Origin of the sequence: Bradyrhizobium sp., assembly GCF_035309285.1 — a bacterium.
Lineage (GTDB): Bacteria > Pseudomonadota > Alphaproteobacteria > Rhizobiales > Xanthobacteraceae > Bradyrhizobium.
Map to the genome: position 1 here is coordinate 15,833 of NZ_DATGFH010000101.1, position 16,620 is coordinate 32,452.

At 63.7% G+C, this 16,620-nt stretch carries 17 protein-coding genes and 1 tRNA gene; 5 read left to right on the forward strand and 13 right to left on the reverse strand.

All coding sequences use genetic code 11. The features are described 5' to 3' along the window. Positions 1-21: 21 nt before the first annotated feature. The 9 genes from dapD to rpmH all read right to left on the reverse strand — a co-directional run bounded on the left by dapD (position 22) and on the right by rpmH (position 7,621). Positions 22-867: a 2,3,4,5-tetrahydropyridine-2,6-dicarboxylate N-succinyltransferase gene (gene dapD / locus VKR55_RS20080; RefSeq protein WP_324405961.1), complete on the reverse strand. Its 846-nt coding sequence runs from the start codon at positions 865-867 to the stop codon at positions 22-24. A gap of 250 nt (positions 868-1,117) precedes the next feature. Next, positions 1,118-1,807 carry a pyrimidine 5'-nucleotidase gene (locus VKR55_RS20085; RefSeq protein ID WP_324405963.1) on the reverse strand — a complete coding sequence of 230 codons (690 nt, stop codon included), beginning with the start codon at positions 1,805-1,807 and terminating at the stop codon, positions 1,118-1,120. Positions 1,808-1,928: 121 nt separating this feature from the next. Continuing rightward, positions 1,929-2,915, reverse strand: coding sequence for a DUF1036 domain-containing protein (locus VKR55_RS20090; protein WP_324406097.1), 987 nt, complete (start codon positions 2,913-2,915; stop codon positions 1,929-1,931). 140 nt (positions 2,916-3,055) lie between these two features. Next, on the reverse strand, positions 3,056-3,943 hold the full coding sequence (argB, locus tag VKR55_RS20095) for an acetylglutamate kinase (RefSeq protein ID WP_324405964.1): 888 nt from the start codon (positions 3,941-3,943) through the stop codon (positions 3,056-3,058). Between the two features lie 108 nt (positions 3,944-4,051). Then, the gene (locus tag VKR55_RS20100; RefSeq protein WP_324405965.1) at positions 4,052-4,423 is read right to left on the reverse strand and encodes a DUF423 domain-containing protein; all 372 of its coding nucleotides are present in this window, start codon (positions 4,421-4,423) and stop codon (positions 4,052-4,054) included. Next, the gene (gene yihA, locus VKR55_RS20105; protein WP_324405967.1) at positions 4,423-5,073 is read right to left on the reverse strand and encodes a ribosome biogenesis GTP-binding protein YihA/YsxC; all 651 of its coding nucleotides are present in this window, start codon (positions 5,071-5,073) and stop codon (positions 4,423-4,425) included. Before yihA ends, VKR55_RS20100 begins: the two co-directional genes overlap by 1 nt. A gap of 132 nt (positions 5,074-5,205) precedes the next feature. Next, positions 5,206-7,086: a membrane protein insertase YidC gene (gene yidC, locus VKR55_RS20110; protein WP_324405968.1), complete on the reverse strand. Its 1,881-nt coding sequence runs from the start codon at positions 7,084-7,086 to the stop codon at positions 5,206-5,208. An 18-nt stretch (positions 7,087-7,104) separates the two neighbouring features. Beyond that, positions 7,105-7,458 (reverse strand): ribonuclease P protein component, encoded by a 354-nt coding sequence (gene rnpA / locus VKR55_RS20115; protein ID WP_324405970.1) that lies wholly within the window; start codon positions 7,456-7,458, stop codon positions 7,105-7,107. A 28-nt stretch (positions 7,459-7,486) separates the two neighbouring features. Next, the gene (rpmH, locus tag VKR55_RS20120) at positions 7,487-7,621 is read right to left on the reverse strand and encodes a 50S ribosomal protein L34 (RefSeq protein ID WP_008542748.1); all 135 of its coding nucleotides are present in this window, start codon (positions 7,619-7,621) and stop codon (positions 7,487-7,489) included. A 378-nt stretch (positions 7,622-7,999) separates the two neighbouring features. Between rpmH and VKR55_RS20125 the strand changes: the two genes are divergently transcribed. The 3 genes from VKR55_RS20125 to VKR55_RS20135 all read left to right on the forward strand — a co-directional run bounded on the left by VKR55_RS20125 (position 8,000) and on the right by VKR55_RS20135 (position 11,390). Then, entirely contained in the window at positions 8,000-9,478 is a 1,479-nt protein-coding gene (locus VKR55_RS20125) for a sensor histidine kinase (RefSeq protein WP_324406040.1), read from the forward strand. A gap of 232 nt (positions 9,479-9,710) precedes the next feature. Next, positions 9,711-9,787, forward strand: a tRNA-Arg gene (locus VKR55_RS20130). A 460-nt stretch (positions 9,788-10,247) separates the two neighbouring features. After that, on the forward strand, positions 10,248-11,390 hold the full coding sequence (locus tag VKR55_RS20135; RefSeq protein WP_324406041.1) for an MBL fold metallo-hydrolase: 1,143 nt from the start codon (positions 10,248-10,250) through the stop codon (positions 11,388-11,390). Positions 11,391-11,623: 233 nt separating this feature from the next. Here the strand turns inward: VKR55_RS20135 and VKR55_RS20140 are convergent, their stop codons facing one another. Beyond that, positions 11,624-12,523, reverse strand: coding sequence for a LysR family transcriptional regulator (locus VKR55_RS20140; RefSeq protein ID WP_324406043.1), 900 nt, complete (start codon positions 12,521-12,523; stop codon positions 11,624-11,626). Positions 12,524-12,697: 174 nt separating this feature from the next. On the opposite strand from VKR55_RS20140, the gene VKR55_RS20145 reads away from it, so the two are divergent. Together VKR55_RS20145 and VKR55_RS20150 are read left to right on the forward strand one after the other, a co-directional pair. Beyond that, positions 12,698-13,024, forward strand: coding sequence for a hypothetical protein (locus VKR55_RS20145; RefSeq protein ID WP_324406044.1), 327 nt, complete (start codon positions 12,698-12,700; stop codon positions 13,022-13,024). A gap of 298 nt (positions 13,025-13,322) precedes the next feature. Next, positions 13,323-14,612, forward strand: a complete 1,290-nt coding sequence (locus tag VKR55_RS20150; RefSeq protein WP_324406046.1) for a hypothetical protein — start codon at positions 13,323-13,325, stop codon at positions 14,610-14,612. A 322-nt stretch (positions 14,613-14,934) separates the two neighbouring features. On the opposite strand, the gene fabA is transcribed toward VKR55_RS20150, so the two are convergent. The 3 genes from fabA to VKR55_RS20165 form a co-directional block, all read right to left on the reverse strand. Continuing rightward, a complete protein-coding gene (gene fabA, locus VKR55_RS20155; protein WP_324406047.1) occupies positions 14,935-15,465 on the reverse strand; it encodes a bifunctional 3-hydroxydecanoyl-ACP dehydratase/trans-2-decenoyl-ACP isomerase in 531 nt (176 codons plus the stop codon). 29 nt (positions 15,466-15,494) lie between these two features. After that, complete coding sequence (locus tag VKR55_RS20160; RefSeq protein WP_324406049.1) at positions 15,495-16,124, reverse strand: TetR/AcrR family transcriptional regulator; 630 nt, start codon at positions 16,122-16,124, stop codon at positions 15,495-15,497. 89 nt (positions 16,125-16,213) lie between these two features. Continuing rightward, positions 16,214-16,597, reverse strand: coding sequence for a TfoX/Sxy family protein (locus VKR55_RS20165; protein ID WP_324406051.1), 384 nt, complete (start codon positions 16,595-16,597; stop codon positions 16,214-16,216). Positions 16,598-16,620: the final 23 nt, after the last annotated feature.

Consider the following 16,620-nt stretch of genomic DNA (forward strand, 5'->3'; position numbering starts at 1 on the left):
TTGAACCGGGGTTAGCTTCGGTCAATCCCGCAGCAGCTCGTTGATGCTGGTTTTCGAACGGGTGCGCTCGTCGACGCGCTTGACGATGACAGCACAGGCGGTCGCAGGACCCGGCTCGCCGTTCTTCAGCGGCTTTGCCGGCCGCGTCCCCGGCACCACGACCGCATATTCCGGTACCTCACCGACAAAGACTTCGCCGGTCTCGCGGTCGATGATCTTGGTCGAGGCGCTCAGGAACGTTCCCATCGCCAGCACCGCGCCCTTGCGCACGATCACGCCCTCGGCGACCTCGCTGCGCGCGCCGATGAAGCAATCGTCCTCGACGATGACGGGCTCGGCCTGCAAGGGCTCCAGCACGCCGCCGATGCCGACGCCACCAGAAATGTGTACGCGCTTGCCAACCTGGGCGCAGGAGCCGACGGTCGACCAGGTGTCGACCATGGTGCCCTCATCGACATAGGCGCCGACGTTGACGAAAGATGGCATTAGCACGACGTTCTTCGCAATGAAGGCCGAGCGGCGCACGATCGCGCCCGGCACCGCGCGAAAACCGGCATCGCGAAAACGGTTCTCGCCCCAGCCCTCGAATTTCGACGGCACCTTGTCCCACCAGGTGGCGTTGCCCGGGCCGCCCGCAATCGTGGTCATGTCGTTGAGGCGGAACGACAACAGCACCGCCTTCTTCAGCCACTGATGCACGTTCCATTTGCCGCTCGCCTCGCGCTCGGCGACGCGGGCTTGGCCCTTATCCATCAGCTCTAGCGCATGGTCGACGGCGTCGCGGACCTCGCCCCGGGTCGAGGTCGAGATGCCGTCGCGCGCCTCGAAGGCGTTGTTGATGGTGGTTTCGAGCTGGTTCGCGGACATCGGGATTCCTTGGAAAACGCTGATTTAGCGGTAGGGGAGGCTTTTCGGGATTTGAGCGGCAGGAGTCAACCCTCGTTACACTCCGCTGTCGTCCCCGCGAAGGCGGGGACCCATAACCACAGGACGTTGTGGTCGCAAAGAAGGTGGTGCCGGATTCGTAGGGTGGGCAAAGGCGCTCTTGCGCCGTGCCCACCGCTTATCGATGAGGCAAAACGGTGGGCACGCTTCGCTTTGCCCACCCTACGATTCTTCAGACTCGCAGCCCCTGCAAAAACCCGGTCAGATCATCCGTGACATAGTCGACATGGGCGGCGTCGCGACCTTCCAGCTCCCAGTCTTCGCGCACCACTTCCTTCGTGCCGTCAGGCACCACCAGCACCGTGGTCATCCCGAGCCGATGCGGCACCACGAGGTTGCGCGCGAGGTCCTCGAACATCGCCGCGCGCGTCGGATCGACCGCGTGCAGCGCCAGGAACTTCTGATAGGTCTGCGGCGACGGCTTCGGCTCGAGATCGGCGGCGATGATGTCGAAGATGCCGTCGAAATGTCCGCCCAGGCCGAGGCGGGAGAGCACGGCGTCGACGTGGTCGACCGAGCCGTTGGTCAGGATCAGCTTGCGGCCCGGCAGCTTTTTGATCGCCGCGCCCATCTGTGGATTGGGCTCAAGCGGCGCGTGGTCGATCTTGTGGACGTAAGCGAGGTAGTCGTCGGCGGAGACGCCGTGCTCGGTCATCATGCCGCGCATGGTGGTGCCGTAGCGGCGGTAATAGTCTTTCTGAATGATCCGCGCTTCCTCGGGCGAGATTTTCAGCCAGGCCGAGACGAACTCGCTGATCCGCGCGTCGACCTGCTGCCACAGATTGACGTGATGCGGATACAGCGTGTTGTCGAGATCGAACACCCAGGTCTCGACATGGGCAAAGGTGCGTGGTGATTTCATCGTTGTCTTCTCGCTGTCATCGCCCGGCAAAAGCGCGAAGCGCGTCTTTCAAACAAAAGACCGGGCGATTCGGTACACTGCGGCACTGCCTTCGTGGGTGGTGACGGTTGAGTTTGCGTCATCACGGCATCGCAAAGCGCAGCGTCTTGCCGCCGGTCGACAGATCAACCGCGGCAAAGCCGGTCGCGGCGAAGCCACGGTTCGCGCAGTCGCCCTGCTCATTGGTCTCGAACTTGCTCTCGCGGGTGCAAAGCGAGGTGCTGCCGCCCCAACTCAAGGCCTTATCCTTGATCTTGATGGTGCGGTTCTCGGCATCGACGGCTTCCGCGAAGCTGAACACCTGTTTCGGCTGGCCGGTCACGTCAGGATGCAAGCATTTGCCGGGCTCGATCCCGTACCAGCCGCGGCTCACGACCGACTTGCCGTCGGCGGTCGCGACCGCTGCCATGATCTTGTGCGGCGTGTCGTTGCACCAGGTCAGCCCCGTCGCGGACGGTGACTGCACCGCGTCGATCATGGTCGCAAAGAAGGTCGGCGACTGCAGCACGTCGCGCGTCAGCCCATGGCTCTTGAGGAACGCGTCAAGCGCCGTTTGGGTCTTTGGTCCGTCGACGCCATCGATCGGCGCCGCATCGTAGCCGCCGATGACAAGCAGCCGCTGGATGCCGGCGAGCCGCGCCTGCTCGTCGTCATATTCGCTGGCCTCGGCCAGATAGGCGACGAGATTGCCGTCATCGGCCTGGGTCGGCGTGATCTGGGTGAAGGGGGCCTGCGTCTGCCCGGCGCGGCACTGGCGCGCCGCGGCGATGACGAAATTGCCTTGCGCGACGCAGAGCGTATCGCTGCCGTTCTGCGGGATCGGCGAAGCGCCATAGACCGGCAGCGCACGCGCATTGAGCAGTATGCGGTCGGCATTCAGCGTGCCCTGCACCACCACGCGGCAGGTTGCGGGATCGATGCGGAACCAGCCGCGCGTGGCGGTCGCAGCCTTGTCGTCGATGCCGATCGCGGCCTCGACCACATAGCTCATGCGGTTGCAGATCTTCAGGTCGGCGACCGCCGGCTCCGAGGAGAGCAGGAAGGAGATCGCTGCGGCCGGCAGCGCCAGCAGGACGCGTGTCAGGTTGGACCATTGCGCCGGTCTGGCGGCGTGCGTGTCGCTTCGGCGCCTGTGGCGATCAGAAGTGGCCTTGATGGCCGGAATGTATCCGGCCACGATGGCCCTTTCCTGCGTCGCCATTTCTCGCGTCACTTGTGGATCAGCGTGCCGGTGCCCTGATTCGTGAACAATTCCAGCAAGACCGCATGCTGCATTTTGCCGTCGATGATGACGACGCCCTGCACGCCCTGCTCCAGCGCGTAGATGCAGGTCTCGACCTTCGGGATCATGCCGCCGGAAATGGTGCCGTCGGCGATCAGCTTGCGCGCATCCTTGATCGACAATTCCGGGATCAGCTTCTTCGACTTGTCGAGCACGCCCGGCACGTCGGTGAGCAGCAGCAGGCGCCTGGCCTTCAGCGCGCCGGCAATCGCGCCGGCAAAAGTGTCGGCGTTGATGTTCAATGTCTGGCCGCCTTGCGAAGTGGCAAGCGGCGCCAGCACCGGGATCAGCTCGTAGCCGATGAGCTGATTGAGTAGCGTAAGGTCGACCTTTTCGGGGTCGCCGACGAAGCCGAGATCGATGGCTTTCTCGATGTTCGAACCGGGATCGACCATAGTCCGCGTCGTCTTCGACGCCTTCACCATGTTGCCGTCCTTGCCGGAGAGGCCGACCGCCTTGCCACCGGCCTCGTTGATGTAGCCGACGATCTGCTTGTTGACCGAACCGGCCAGCACCATCTCGACGATTTCGATGGTGGCGGCGTCGGTGATGCGAAGCCCCCCTGCGAATTCCGAATGGATCCCGAGGCGCTTCAGCATGGAGGCGATCTGTGGTCCGCCGCCATGCACGACCACCGGGTTGATCGCGGTCTGCTCCAACAGCACGATGTCGCGCGCAAACGCCCTTGCGGTGTCCTCCGCCCCCATGGCATGGCCGCCATATTTGATGACGATGGTTTCCTCGTCATACTGCTGCATGTGCGGCAGCGCCTCGGACAGGATGCGGGCCTGATCGAGCGGAGAGATTTCGGTCATTGGGCTGATCTCTTGTTCGGCGGATTGGCCGGTTTCTATCCGATTGCGGCGTGCGGCGCAAAGCGCCTGTTTCGTCGCCGGATTGTCGCACCCGGCGTCACGCCTTTCCTATGCCTTCCTTGGCCAAGCCGCCGCAAGCGCGAGCACGAGCCAGCTTACGATCAGAAGCGTGCCGCCGGTCGGCGCGGCGAAAGGGAAAAGGCTTCGTCCGGCAAATTGCCGCATTGCCAGGTCGGTGGCGAACAGGCTTGCCGCAATGACGAAGCCGAAGCAGGCGACTGGACCGATCCGTCCATGGAGGATGCCGCGCTCGGCCATCGCGACCGCTCCCAGCACCGCACAGGCATGAAACAGCAGCATTGACGACGCCGCAGCGAGCCGCGTGGCGTCGGGCAGATGGGCGGCGCCTGCCGCCAGGGCGACGCCGGCCGCGCCCATCAGGCCGGCGAGTGCGACGAGGGTGCGATAGACCTTCGCCATCAGCGCCGTTCCTCGAGCAGCTTCGCGACCGCAGCGCGCAATTCGGCCATGCCGGCGCCCGTGCGCGAGGAGGTCGCGAGCACCTCGGGGAAGGCGGCGGGATGCTTTGCAAGCGCCGCCTCCGTTTTGCCGCGGCAGGCTTCCAGTTCAGCGGCCTTCACCTGATCGGCCTTGGTCAGCACAACCTGGTAACTGACCGCGGACTTGTCGAGCGTCCTCAGGATATCGAGATCGACGTCCTTCAGCCCGTGCCGCGCGTCGATCAGCACATAGACCCGCCCAAGCGAGGCGCGGCCCAGCAGGAACTTGTGGATCAGCGCTGTCCACGACGCGACCTGCGCCTTCGGGGCAGCGGCATAGCCATAGCCCGGCATGTCGACGAGGCGCAGTCCCGCTCTTTCGGGGCCGGCGAAGAAGATCAGTTCCTGGGTGCGGCCCGGCGTGTGCGAGGTCCGTGCCAGATTGTTGCGGCCGGTCAGCGCATTGATGAGGGAGGATTTGCCGACATTGGAGCGGCCGGCAAAGGCGACCTCGAGCCCCGCCATCGGGGGCAGCGTCTCGATCGAGGGCGAGGCGAAGACGAACTGCCAGTCGCCCGCGAACAGCTTCCGCCCCGCCTCGATCAGCTTCGCATCTGGGTCGGTGGTCATGCGAAGATTTCCAGTCTTCGTCATGCCCGGCCTTATGCCGGGCATCCACGTCTTACGATTTCGCCGAGAGCGAAGACGTGGATGGCCGGGACGAGCCCGGCCATGACGAATGAGAGAGCATTCAGTGATCGGTCAGGTCTTCGACTCGGCCTTCTTCCACATGAAGGTGGATTTGAGATTGTCCAACAGCTCCACCTTCACGCCGTTACGGCGCATGATGAAGCTCTGCTGCACCACCGACAACGTGTTGTTCCAGGCCCAGTAGATGACGAGGCCGGCCGGGAAGCGCGCGAGCATGAAGGTGAAGATGACGGGCATCCAGCTGAAGATGATCTGCTGCGTCGGATCCGGCGGTGTCGGATTGAGCTTCATCTGGACCCACATCGTGACGCCCATGATGAGCGGCCAGATGCCGAGCGCGAGGTAGTGGCCGAACACCGGGAGCTGCGTCGGGTCGTAGTGCAACAGCCCGAACAGGGTGAACACATTGGTCGGGTCGGGCGACGAGAGGTCCTTGATCCAGCCGTAGAACGGCGCATGCCGCATTTCGATGGTGACGAACAAGACCTTGTAGAGCGAGAAGAACACCGGGATCTGGATCGCGACGGGAAGACAGCCGGCGATCGGATTGATCTTCTCCTTCTTGTAGATCTCCATCATCTCCTGCTGCTGCTTCACCTTGTCGTCGGGATAGCGCTCCTTCAGCGCCTGAAGCTGCGGCTGCACCGACTTCATCTTCGCCATCGAAGCGTAGGACTTGTTGGCGAGCGGGAAGAACAGGAGCTTCACGATCACGGTGACGAGCAGGATCGCGATGCCGAAATTGCCGACCAGGCGATAGAAGAAGTCGAGCGCCAGGAACATCGGCTTGGTGATGAAGTAGAACCAGCCCCAGTCGATCATCAGGTCGAAATGATTCAGCGCGAGCTCGCGGTTGTAGCCGCCAAATCCCCAGATCGGGAAATTGAGGCCGACGAGCTTCGCTTCCTTGGCGCCGGCAAACAGCCGCGCGTTGACGCTGCCGGTGCCGCCGATCGCGATCGTCTGCGGATCTTCCAGATAGTCGGTCTGGTAGGTTCGGATGTTGCCGACAAGGTTCGACGAATAGCGCGCCTTCAAACGCGCGTTGGTGTCGGGCAACAGCGCCGAGGCCCAGTATTTGTCGGTGATGCCGAGCCAGCCGTTGGTGACATTGAAGTTGACGTTCTTCGCCTCGTCGATTTTCTTGTAGGTGTATTGCTGCAGGCCCTTGTCGCCGAGATAGCCGATCAGGCCTTCATGCAGGATGTAATAGCCCGAGACCTGCGGCGTGCCGTGCCGCGAGATCAGCGCGTAAGGGTAGAGCGTCACCGGTGCGTTGCCGGTATTGGTGACCTCGTCCTTGACGGTGAAGAGGTAGCGGTCGTCGACCGAAATGGTGCGGCGAAAGACGAGGCCCTCGCCATTGTCATATTTCAGCACCACCGGCGAGGACGGCGTGAGCGCGCCGGAGTTCTCCTGCTGCCACACGGTGTTCTGGTCGGGCAGGCGGACGGTCGAGCCGGTAGCGCCCACCCAGCCGAATTCGGCGTAGTACGGTTCAGCGCTGCCGGACGGCGAGTACAACACGATCGGCGGCGAATTGGCGTCGACGGTTTCGCGGAACTTCACCAGCGACAGGTCGTCGATGCGTGCGCCCTTCAGCGAGATGCTCCCGACCACGCTCGGCGTTTCGATCTTGACGCGCGGCGTGGCCGCAAGCGCGGTGTCGCGGTCGACCACCGGCGCGTTGGAGACGACCGGCGTGTTCGCCGGTGCCGGCGCGGCCCCTGCTTGCGGCGGCGTGCTGGTCGGAGTCGCGGTGCTACTCGGCTGGTTCGGTTTCGCCGGAGCGGCATTCTTCTGCAGCTCGGACTGGGCCTGCTGCGCGGCGCGCTGCTTCTCCATCTGCGGGATGTTGTAGAAATATTGCCAGGCGATCAGCACGAGGCCGGACAGGATGACGGCGAGGATGGTGTTGCGGTTTTCGAGCATCTTGCAAAATCTCGTCGTTCAGTCCGGTTGGTGCTTGCGTTTCGAGGCCTGCCGGTCGAGGCGTTTCAGCGCCGAGCGGAGGTCGTCGAGCATGGTATTGAAGTCGCAGGCGAGCGCGGCACGGCGCCCGATCAGCACATAGTCATGGTGAGGCTGCATCGCCACGGCGTCGATCCGCCTCACGGCTTCGCGAAGGCGGCGGCGGATGCGGTTGCGCTCGGTCGCGGTGCCGCTCTTCCTGGTGACGGTAAAGCCGACCCGGATCGGGCCCAAATCATCGCGGCGGCGGCCTTGCAGGGCAAACGCTCCTGCGTTGACCCGCGCGCCATTGGCAACGGCGAGGAAGTCCGCCCGCTGCCTCAGCCGATCCATGATGAAGGTCTCCGGGGAGGTGCCGACCTCAGGCACTCAGGCGTTTGCGGCCACGCGCGCGGCGGGCGGCGAGGACCTTGCGGCCGCCGGCAGTGGCGAGGCGGGCGCGGAAGCCGTGACGGCGCTTGCGCACCAGTTTGCTGGGTTGATAAGTCCGCTTCACGGGGTCGTTCTCCGCTGACCGGGCAATCTGCCTGTTAAGACTGAGAGGAAGTCCGAATGACAACCGGCCCGAAACGGGCCGTTTCCCGGCCCCAAAGAGCCGCCTCCGGGGCTAGCCGGGTCATCCCTGACAATTGGCGCGGCTTATAAGGGAGCGACCGGTTTTCGTCAACGTTGGGAAGGCCTTTGGACGCGTTTCTTTGAAACGTCGTATTTCGACAGAATAGTTCGGTTTTTGCGGTGTTTTTGTGGGCGAGCATGGCGGTTCGGGCACCCGGTCCCTAAATGCCGGTAACGACTGACATTAGCGATCCGTAATTTGACCGTGCGAGGCGGCGGATCGCATCCTTGTGGGGCAGGGCCAGCGAAGGCAGACAGCGTGTCAGTAACGGACGACCAGCCGACGACCGAGACGCCGCGCGGCACGCTGCCGCGCCGCCTAGGCCTATCCGGCAAGCTCTTTCTCCTGACCATCCCGCTGGTGGCGATCGCCTGCCTGCTGATTTACGTGCCCGCCATCGCCAACTTCTGGACCAACCGGCTCAATGACCGCTTGGCGGCGGCCAACACCGCAGCGCTGGTGCTTGATGCGGCGCCGCTCGGCATGGTGCCGGATTCGCTGTCGCAGCAGATATTGACCAGCATCGGCGCGCGCGCGGTCGCGATCAAGATGGGCCAGCAGCGCCGGTTGCTTGCGAGCGCCAACCTGCCGGCCGCGATCGACCATGACATCGATACCCGCGCAATGACGGCATGGGACGCAATCACAGGTTCGCTGCAGATGCTGCTCGAGAGCGGGAACCAGACGATTCGCATCATCGGACCTGCGCCGGCCGGCGCGCAATTCCTCGAGACCGTGGTCGACGAGCGGCCGCTGCGGCAATCGATGTACCGCTTCTCGCGCAATCTCTTGCTGGTTGGCCTCGGTATCGGCGTCCTGACCGCGAGCCTCGTCTACATCGCCCTGCATTTCCTGTTCGTGCGGCCGATGCGGCGGCTGACAGCCAGCATGGTCGGGTTCCATGAAGATCCGGAGAGCGCCGCCAGGATCATCGTGCCGAGCCAGCGCGGCGACGAGATCGGCGTGGCCGAGCGCGAGCTTTCGGCCATGCAGCGCGACCTGGTGTCGATGCTCAATCAGAAAAGCCGGCTGGCCGCGCTGGGCCTTGCCGTGTCCAAGATCAATCACGATTTGCGCAACCTTTTGGCGTCCTCGCAGCTCTTGTCGGATCAGCTTGCGACAGTGCCGGACCCGAGAGTGCAGCGCTTTGCGCCGAAACTGATGCGCTCGCTGGAGCGGGCGATCGCCTTCTGCCAGTCGACCCTGTCCTATGGCCGCGCCCAGGAAGCCGCGCCCGACCGCCGCATGATCCCGATCGAGCCGGTGGTGGCCGAGGTGCGGGAGACCGCGGGGCTCGCTTCGGACGCCTCGATCACCTGGATCACCGCGATCGAGCGTGGGCTCTCCGTCGATGCCGATCCGGACCACCTCTTCCGCGTGCTGCTCAACCTCGTGCGCAACGCCGCGCAGGCGCTGGAGACCCACCCGAAGAACGATCCGGCCAGCATGCAGATCCGCGTCACCGGCCGGCGCGAAGGCGCGGTCGCGATCCTCGAAGTCTCCGATACCGGCCCGGGCCTGCCGCAGAAGTCGCGCGAGCATCTGTTCGAGGCGTTCCAGAGTTCGGGCCGCCCCGGCGGCAGCGGGCTGGGACTTGCGATCGCGGCCGAGCTTGTGCGCGCTCATGGCGGCGAGATCCACCTCGTCGAGGGCACGATCGGCGCGACCTTCCGCATCGCCATCCCTGACCGTCCGGTGGAACTCACGACGGTGCGCAACGAACGGGCGCGGGCGTAGCCGGGGCTCGTCATTCCGGGACGTCCGCCAAGGAATCCCAGGTGGTTCACGGGATTTTGGCTCGCTGCCGAGCGGTGCCCCGGAATGCCTCCCAAATGAATGCTGGGCGACCCGTTCCAGACCTTGCCAATTGGCCTTGGAGCGGGTAGCTAGAGCCCTCTTTCGCGGCCTTCCCCGACGTTTCCGCGGGATGGCAAGCGGGCGGAAAGCCCGCGGATCACAGGCGAAACACGCGCCCGTAGCTCAGCTGGATAGAGCATCAGACTACGAATCTGAGGGTCGGACGTTCGAATCGTTCCGGGCGCGCCACTTCGGTACAGAACCGGGCACGCCAAAACCTGCCGTTTTTTGCGCTTTCAGCAGCGACGAGCGTGCAGAGCAGCACGCTTTGTGACCCAATGATACGAACTTCTTTCACGTCCGCCTCAATGCGCTGGGCCAGCGCGCAGGTGGTCGCCGCCCGATTCGGTCCGCATGCGCCTGCGGGCCTGGCTAGCGAAGGGTCTTAGGCGCTTGTGTAGACAAACACTTAGAACCCTCGACGGCCCGCAGCAACCTTATCGCTATCATCTTGCCGTCAAAGCTGCGTTGGTCTCGCTCGTCCCGAATGCGACTCGCCCGGGCGTCCAGCGCGGGATAGCATGGCTCGGATCCTCGGTGTGCGGGCTGCCAGACGCTGGCGTGTTCGGCACCCAACGCCTCCGCCCTGGAGTGTATTTCCACGTGTCGCCTTGCGGCAGCAAAGGCCACGCAAGGGGAGGATTGGACCATGTTAATTTGCCAGTGCAACGCAATTCATCGGCGGGATGTGGTGTGCGGCGGCGGTGCCGCCCTGTTCAGCGCTATTGTGACGACGCTGCTCGGCAGCGCGAGGCCGGTACGCGCGGAGATGATCGCCGGCAAAGTTCCCGAGGTCGATCGCGTGGCAGTGCGCGTGGTCGTCGACAGCTATCAATTCGCTGTCGCGCCGAGCCGGAAGGTTTCTGATGTCGAGATCCAACACTTCGGCTGGGGCATCGGCCCTGGCAAGCCACCCGGCAAAACGCTGATCAGTGAGTTCGGACTGTCGATGCACGTCGAGTCGCGGCGCGGCACCGAAACACGAAATGTCCTGATGGATTTCGGCTTCACACCGGACGCGCTCGTCAACAACGCCAATCTCGTAGGCATCGATCCGGGCGCGCTTGACGCCCTTGTCTTGAGCCACGGTCACTACGATCATTTTGGCGGCCTCGCCGGCTTCCTAAAGCAAAACAACGGCAAGCTGAAAGCCAAGCTGCCGATCTACGTCGGCGGCGAGGAGGCATTCTGCTCGCGCGAATGGACGGCCCCGCCGATCCGCGGCGATTTCGGAGCCCTTGATCGCAAAGCGCTCGAAAACGCGAATGTGGCGGTAACCTATGCAGAAGGACCGGCACTGGTCGCCGATCACGGCTTCACTACAGGCCACATCGGTCAGACGAGCTTCGAGAAGCTGCTGTCCCCCAGCGCCATGAAGATCGGCGTGGACCACGGCATTGGATGCTATGCCGACAAGCTTCCGGAGGACGAGCGGACGAAGGCGGTTATCCCGGACCAGTTCCAGCACGAGATTGCCACCGCGTTCAATCTAAAAGGCCGCGGGTTGATCGTGTTGACCTCTTGCAGCCATCGCGGGGTGATCAACGCAATCAAGCAAGCCCAAGCGGCTTCGGGCATCAACAAGGTTCATGCGGTGATCGGCGGCTTCCACCTCGCGCCCTACAAGGAGGACTATGTGCGCGACACGATCACAGCGCTAAAGGGTATCGACGTCGACTACGTCATTCCACTGCACTGCACTGGTGAGCCGTTCTACGAGATGGCCAAGGCCGAGATGCCGAACAAGCTCCTGCGCTCCTACACGGGCACACGCTTCATCTTCGCTGCCTGAGCAAAAGGACACTACGCAGTTATAGCGCTCAGGGCCGCGAATGAGCGTATTTGCTGGCCGCAGCGGATTCTGGAGCGCTACATCAGGGCGCCACGGCGAACGCGTAATGCCCACCTTCATCGGGCGCGGTGCGCCACCTCTCTCGGAAAGGATAGCCAGCGAAAGTCGTCAGTAGCTTCGCGTCGCTCTGGTGCTCCTTGCGCCGGGCGGCGGCGTGGAGTTGAAGCGCCGCTTCAGCCTCCGCACAGTGTGCGCGCCCGCTCCCTTACCCACCGATGCGCGGGATGCTGGTGGGAGCGCTCGTGCCACACGAGGCCGATTGTAAAGCCTTCGACCGGAAGCGGCGGCTCCAGCACCTGCAGGCGCTCGGCGCGCTCGCGCACCAGCCGCTCCGGCACAGTCGCGATCAGGTCGGAGCGGGCGACGAACTCGGGCACGAACAGGAAGCTCGCCGCCGATACTGCGATGCGGCGCTTGCGCCCGAGTTTGCCAAGGGCCGTATCGACCGGCCCGCCGAAGCCGCCGCCGCGCGGCGATACCACCACATGCTCGAGCGCGACGAAATCATCGAGCGTCAGCTTTGCCTTCACCCCCGGATGCCGCCGCCGCGCGATCGTGACATAGCGCTCGTGGAACAACAGTCGTGTACGTAGCGCCTGCGGCGCCGTCGAGGGCGTCATCACGGCCAGGTCGACAACCCCCGCCTCCATCTGCTGGCCCAGCAGGTTGCCATCGAGCTGGCGGATGGCGATCCGCAGTTTCGGCGCGCTGACGCGCAGGTCGAGCGCCAGCGGGGCGATGACGGCGACCTGCACATAGTCAGAGCAGGCGATCGCGACGGTGAGGTCGGCGATCGCGGGATCGAAGCCGCGTCCCCGTGCCAGCACATCGCGCACCTGGTCGAGTGCCCGTCGCACCGGCGCTTCAAGTTCTATCGCTCGCGCAGTCGGTGTCACGCCGCGCTGCGCCGGCAAAAACAGCGGGTCGCCGAAGAGATCGCGCAGCCGCGCAAGCTGCGCGCTCAGCGCCGGCTGGCTCAGACCGAGCCGGCTAGCCGCCCGCGTGACGTTGCGCTCGGCCAAGAGCGCGTCGAGCGCGACCAAGAGGTTGAGATCGACCTTGTTGCTATCCATGAAATGGATAGCAACACCAAACAACCGCAATTTCAACGGCTGGATTCCGCGCTCTATCTTCGACGCATTGATATTGGGGGACTTGCGGGCGGGAGCGGTCAAACGAAGTCAGTTCTGGGAACATCGGCTTCGTGCGCAGCCCGCCGAGTTGACCAGCAACCGAGGAATCCGACCATGACGCTCGTTCTTCCGCCGACCTCCGTTATCCGCGTTTCCCGCGCCGATTTCGATCCTGCGCGCTTTGCGGAAGTGGACCGCATGAATCGCGATACCGGGACCTACCTGATCCCGGCGATCAATCGTCTTTCCGGTCTTGCCGCGTATTTCGCGGGCGCTTCGCCGACAGGTTCGATGGTGCATGTAAGCCTATGGGAGAGCGATGCCCATGCCCAGCAGTTGGACAGTCTTAAGGAAATGGTCGTGAACGCTCGCCGGGACGCGGAAACAGTTGGCGTCGGATTCACGCCGATCGTGAATTATCCAGTCGCTTGGCATATTTGAACGAACGAGGTCGTCATACCCTGGCTCTTCATCGCCCATCCGAGGCAACATCCATGACTTCGGTCTCAGAAATGCAAGCGGTTTGGTACGAGGCTATCGGCCGGGCGCGCGAGGGTCCTCAAGTACCGGTCCATGTCCACGCCGACCCCGAAAGCGGGTGAAGTCGGCCCGTATTTTTGAGTCGTTGCCTCGCCGGGTGCGGGTTGGCCACAGAGCCGCCAACGAGCCGCGCTATGACCACCTCGCCCGATCGGACCGGGCGATCCAGTATCGGCCGCTGGATACGAGGTGTTGGCGGATGGCGCGCAAGAAAACCCTCAACGAACGGCGTTTGACCAAACGCCAGGTCCAGGAGCTGATCGCATCGGGTGCTCAGCTTCGCTCCGACCTGACGGCGGCGCTCGATGACGCGGTGTTTCGCCCGCGCGTGTACGAACTGTCGGGCGACCGCTTCCTGCTGGTGTTCGACGAAGTCTCGGGATTGGGCGGGAAGGGCGATATCTATGCGGGCGAGGATTTTCGTCGATTTGTGCGCTGGACGGCGAAGGTCGACGAAGACGCGCAACATGGGCGCCAAAGCTCGGTCAGCCACTGGGCCTATTATTCGCAGCTCAATGACCGGCTGATATCCAGCATCGACGTCCTGCTCGCCAAACTTCGTGCGGCGATGGCGCGGACGCCGGACGATCTCGATCTCTCCTACAAGAGCCTCGATCTCGTTTCCGAATACGTCGAAGGCCTCGGCGTCGAGCGCGCGCAGCAAGAGCTCTATGATCACCTCGTCGTCTATGTCGGCGAAGTCATGAAGCTCCGCATTCACGGGCGTTGGGAGATCGCTGCGGACCATCTGCACCCGCACCCGTATCTCGTGGGCGCGCTGTATGATCCTGTCATGCCGATCAACGTGGTGTGGGGCGAATTGTCCGGTTTAGACCCGGTGAATCTGAGGGCCGCCGCCGCGAACGAGATTCGTCGCGCGCGCAAGCCGCCGGGGATTGCTGAAGCTGCATCGAACGTTCGCGCCGCCGCGCCAAAGGGCGTGCTGGCAACGCTGCCGGAGGACGCTTACGAGGTCAGCAAGCGATGGGCGGATGGCCGGCCCTGGGGCGTCACGTTCAAGGAGGACGTCGACATTGCCGGCATCCCGTGCCGCGGCGAGGCCTGGTTCGACCGCAAGGGTGACCTCATCAGCGGCACGCTATCGCGCGAGTGGCTTTTCGGTACACGGCGATTCGCCGCGAACTCCGAATTCCGTTTCTACCGCGGACGCGAGGATGGGCGCCTCAACGACGTGAAATTAGGCGCGGATCAGGAGATCGACGGCCGGCCTTGCCTTGGCGGCACGGTGGTGTGGTTTCACCCCAACCAGCGCGTCAGCGTTCTCCATTTGGCAAGGGACCTCGATATCGATGGCATTCCCTGCGGCAGCGGCAGGGATTTGCATTGGGCCCTGAACTTCCACCGGAACGGGCGCCTGGCGGTTGCCGTGCTGGCGCGCGAGCACGTCCTTGCCGGCCGGGCGTTTCCGCGCGGGACGCGCGTCAGTTTTGACGAAAGAGGATCTCTCCAAAGTGCCAATCCCGCCTAGGAAGGCGACATCGATGGCATCTCGATCGAGGCGCGCGCACGCGTTGCGTAAGCGTCGGCATCATGGTGGTGCGCTGCCCGCTGTGCGCGACGGTCATGCTGGCGCGCGTGACATCAGATCATTCCCAGGACAAGGAAGATCCCGACCTCGAACAGGAATGCGGTACCTGTGATCGCGCAAACAAGACACAGGTCGCCAACCGACAGCGATTGCATGGCTCGCTCTCACGTCCCTCGCGAGCCCCAGCCGTCGTATTAACTCACGAGTAGCGAGAAGGTTGCGGTTCCCCCAAGGCGCGGTGCCCTATTTCCAGGATTTCATGTCAAGTCGGCGACGTGATCAGACCGACCCTCATGTCCTTCGCAAGATAGACGCAGGCCTCATCGGCCAGCACGCGGCCGTCCGCAATTCCCATGGCGAGCTTGCCGCGCCTGACCTGACGCATGTCGACTTCGTAGCGCACGCGGCGGATGTCCGGCGTGATGTGCCCCTTGAACTTCACGTGGCCGACGCCAACGGCGCGGCCCTTGCCCGGCGAGCCCGACCAGCCAAGCCAGAAGCCGATGATCTGCCACATGGCGTCCAAACCAAGGCATCCCGGCATCACCGGATCGCCGGGAAAGTGATAGGCGAAGAACCAAAGGCCCGGCGCGATGTCCTGCTCTGCAATGATATGGCCCTTTCCGAAGACGCCGCCGTCCGCGCTGATCTCCGTGATGCGGTCCATCATCAGCATGGGCGGCGCCGGCAATTGCGCGTTGCCCGGGCCGAAATAGCCGCCCTGGCCTGAGTTGAGCAGATCGTCCTGCGTGTAGGACGATTGCGGGGCATGAAATTTGTGCGGGTGGGACAACAAGATAGCATGACCTTTCGTGAAGCGGATTAGCGGGGTGAACGTCGGACAACCTTGCTGCAGGGGCTGTCCGGACGCGTGTTCAGGCGCAGCGCCGCCGCCATGAAGGCCCAGATGTCGTTGGTGAGCTTCTCCGGATCGGGTCGTTGTTCACGTATCAGGGCACCGATCAGCGCCTGGCGGATTCCGCCGATCATCAGCGCGATGGTGAGATCAGGATCGATGTCGGCAGGAACGATGCCGTCACGCTGCGCGGTCTTGAGCATCAGGGCACCCGCCGCAAGCTGCCGGTTGGTGAAAGCGATCTCGACGTCCAGCACTTCAGGCGCGCGGCTCAATGGCCCGATGACGAGGGGGGCGAAAGGATCAGCATAGTGGAACGCGATGTAGGCAGCGATCCGTTCCCTTTCCCTGTTTGCCCAGATCTTCGACGTGAGCCTGGCGCCACTGAACACCGCCGCATCGAGGCGGCTGTAGAATTCCTCGACAACGGCGGCGATCAAACCGGCCTTCGACCCGAAGTGATGATAGGCGAGCCCGACCGAGACCCGCGCACGCTTTGCGACGGCCTGCATTTCCAGGTGTCCGTGGCAGTGAATGAGCTCGTCCTGGGCCGCGCGGATGAGTCGTTCCCGCGTCCCCATGCTCGAAACAGCCATTCTCGCCTCAGGCTACTGAATTGAATTCAATTCAATAGCGATACCAAGGCGATGTCAAGCGTGAAGGCTGGAAGTAGCGAGGGCGCCGCTTACTTTCGCCGCGCTTTGGATTTCCGCGTCGGCGCTACCCGTTCGCGCTTCGCGGCAACCCGCCGCGCCGCCGCCAATGCGGCCCGTGCCCACGTGACAAATTCATCCGGCTCGTCGAACAAGCGCTCCGGCGCGCGCCAGAAGGCGAGGTCGATGGTGCCGCCCTTTTTCGCGTAGTTGAGCGGCGGGAAGACTTCGGCTTCCTTGAAGATCGCACGGTTGTCGTCGTCGACGCGAAAGTAGAGCGCGTCATCCCGCACCATGGCGAGCATCAGGCCGTCGCAAAACACGCCGGTCTTTCCGAACATGCGTCGCATGGTGACATGGCCGAGCGGGGCGAGCTGCTCGCGAAGGAACTCCGCAAAGCTGTCGCTGGCAACCATTTTCACCCCCGGTTTGGCCGCCT

What these genes read in the sequence shown, in the direction of transcription:
- VKR55_RS20100 (WP_324405965.1), bottom strand. Translation starts at nt 4,423, where the DNA reads ATGGCGAAGGTCTATCGCACCCTCGTCGCACTCGCCGGCCTGATGGGC.
- yidC (WP_324405968.1), bottom strand. Translation starts at nt 7,086, where the DNA reads ATGCTCGAAAACCGCAACACCATCCTCGCCGTCATCCTGTCCGGCCTC.
- VKR55_RS20085 (WP_324405963.1), bottom strand. Translation starts at nt 1,807, where the DNA reads ATGAAATCACCACGCACCTTTGCCCATGTCGAGACCTGGGTGTTCGAT.
- VKR55_RS20160 (WP_324406049.1), bottom strand. Translation starts at nt 16,124, where the DNA reads ATGGCTGTTTCGAGCATGGGGACGCGGGAACGACTCATCCGCGCGGCC.
- VKR55_RS20140 (WP_324406043.1), bottom strand. Translation starts at nt 12,523, where the DNA reads ATGGATAGCAACAAGGTCGATCTCAACCTCTTGGTCGCGCTCGACGCG.
- yihA (WP_324405967.1), bottom strand. Translation starts at nt 5,073, where the DNA reads ATGACCACCGACCCAGATGCGAAGCTGATCGAGGCGGGGCGGAAGCTG.
- VKR55_RS20150 (WP_324406046.1), top strand. Translation starts at nt 13,323, where the DNA reads ATGGCGCGCAAGAAAACCCTCAACGAACGGCGTTTGACCAAACGCCAG.
- VKR55_RS20165 (WP_324406051.1), bottom strand. Translation starts at nt 16,597, where the DNA reads ATGGTTGCCAGCGACAGCTTTGCGGAGTTCCTTCGCGAGCAGCTCGCC.
- VKR55_RS20135 (WP_324406041.1), top strand. Translation starts at nt 10,248, where the DNA reads ATGTTAATTTGCCAGTGCAACGCAATTCATCGGCGGGATGTGGTGTGC.
- rnpA (WP_324405970.1), bottom strand. Translation starts at nt 7,458, where the DNA reads ATGGATCGGCTGAGGCAGCGGGCGGACTTCCTCGCCGTTGCCAATGGC.
- argB (WP_324405964.1), bottom strand. Translation starts at nt 3,943, where the DNA reads ATGACCGAAATCTCTCCGCTCGATCAGGCCCGCATCCTGTCCGAGGCG.
- VKR55_RS20145 (WP_324406044.1), top strand. Translation starts at nt 12,698, where the DNA reads ATGACGCTCGTTCTTCCGCCGACCTCCGTTATCCGCGTTTCCCGCGCC.
- dapD (WP_324405961.1), bottom strand. Translation starts at nt 867, where the DNA reads ATGTCCGCGAACCAGCTCGAAACCACCATCAACAACGCCTTCGAGGCG.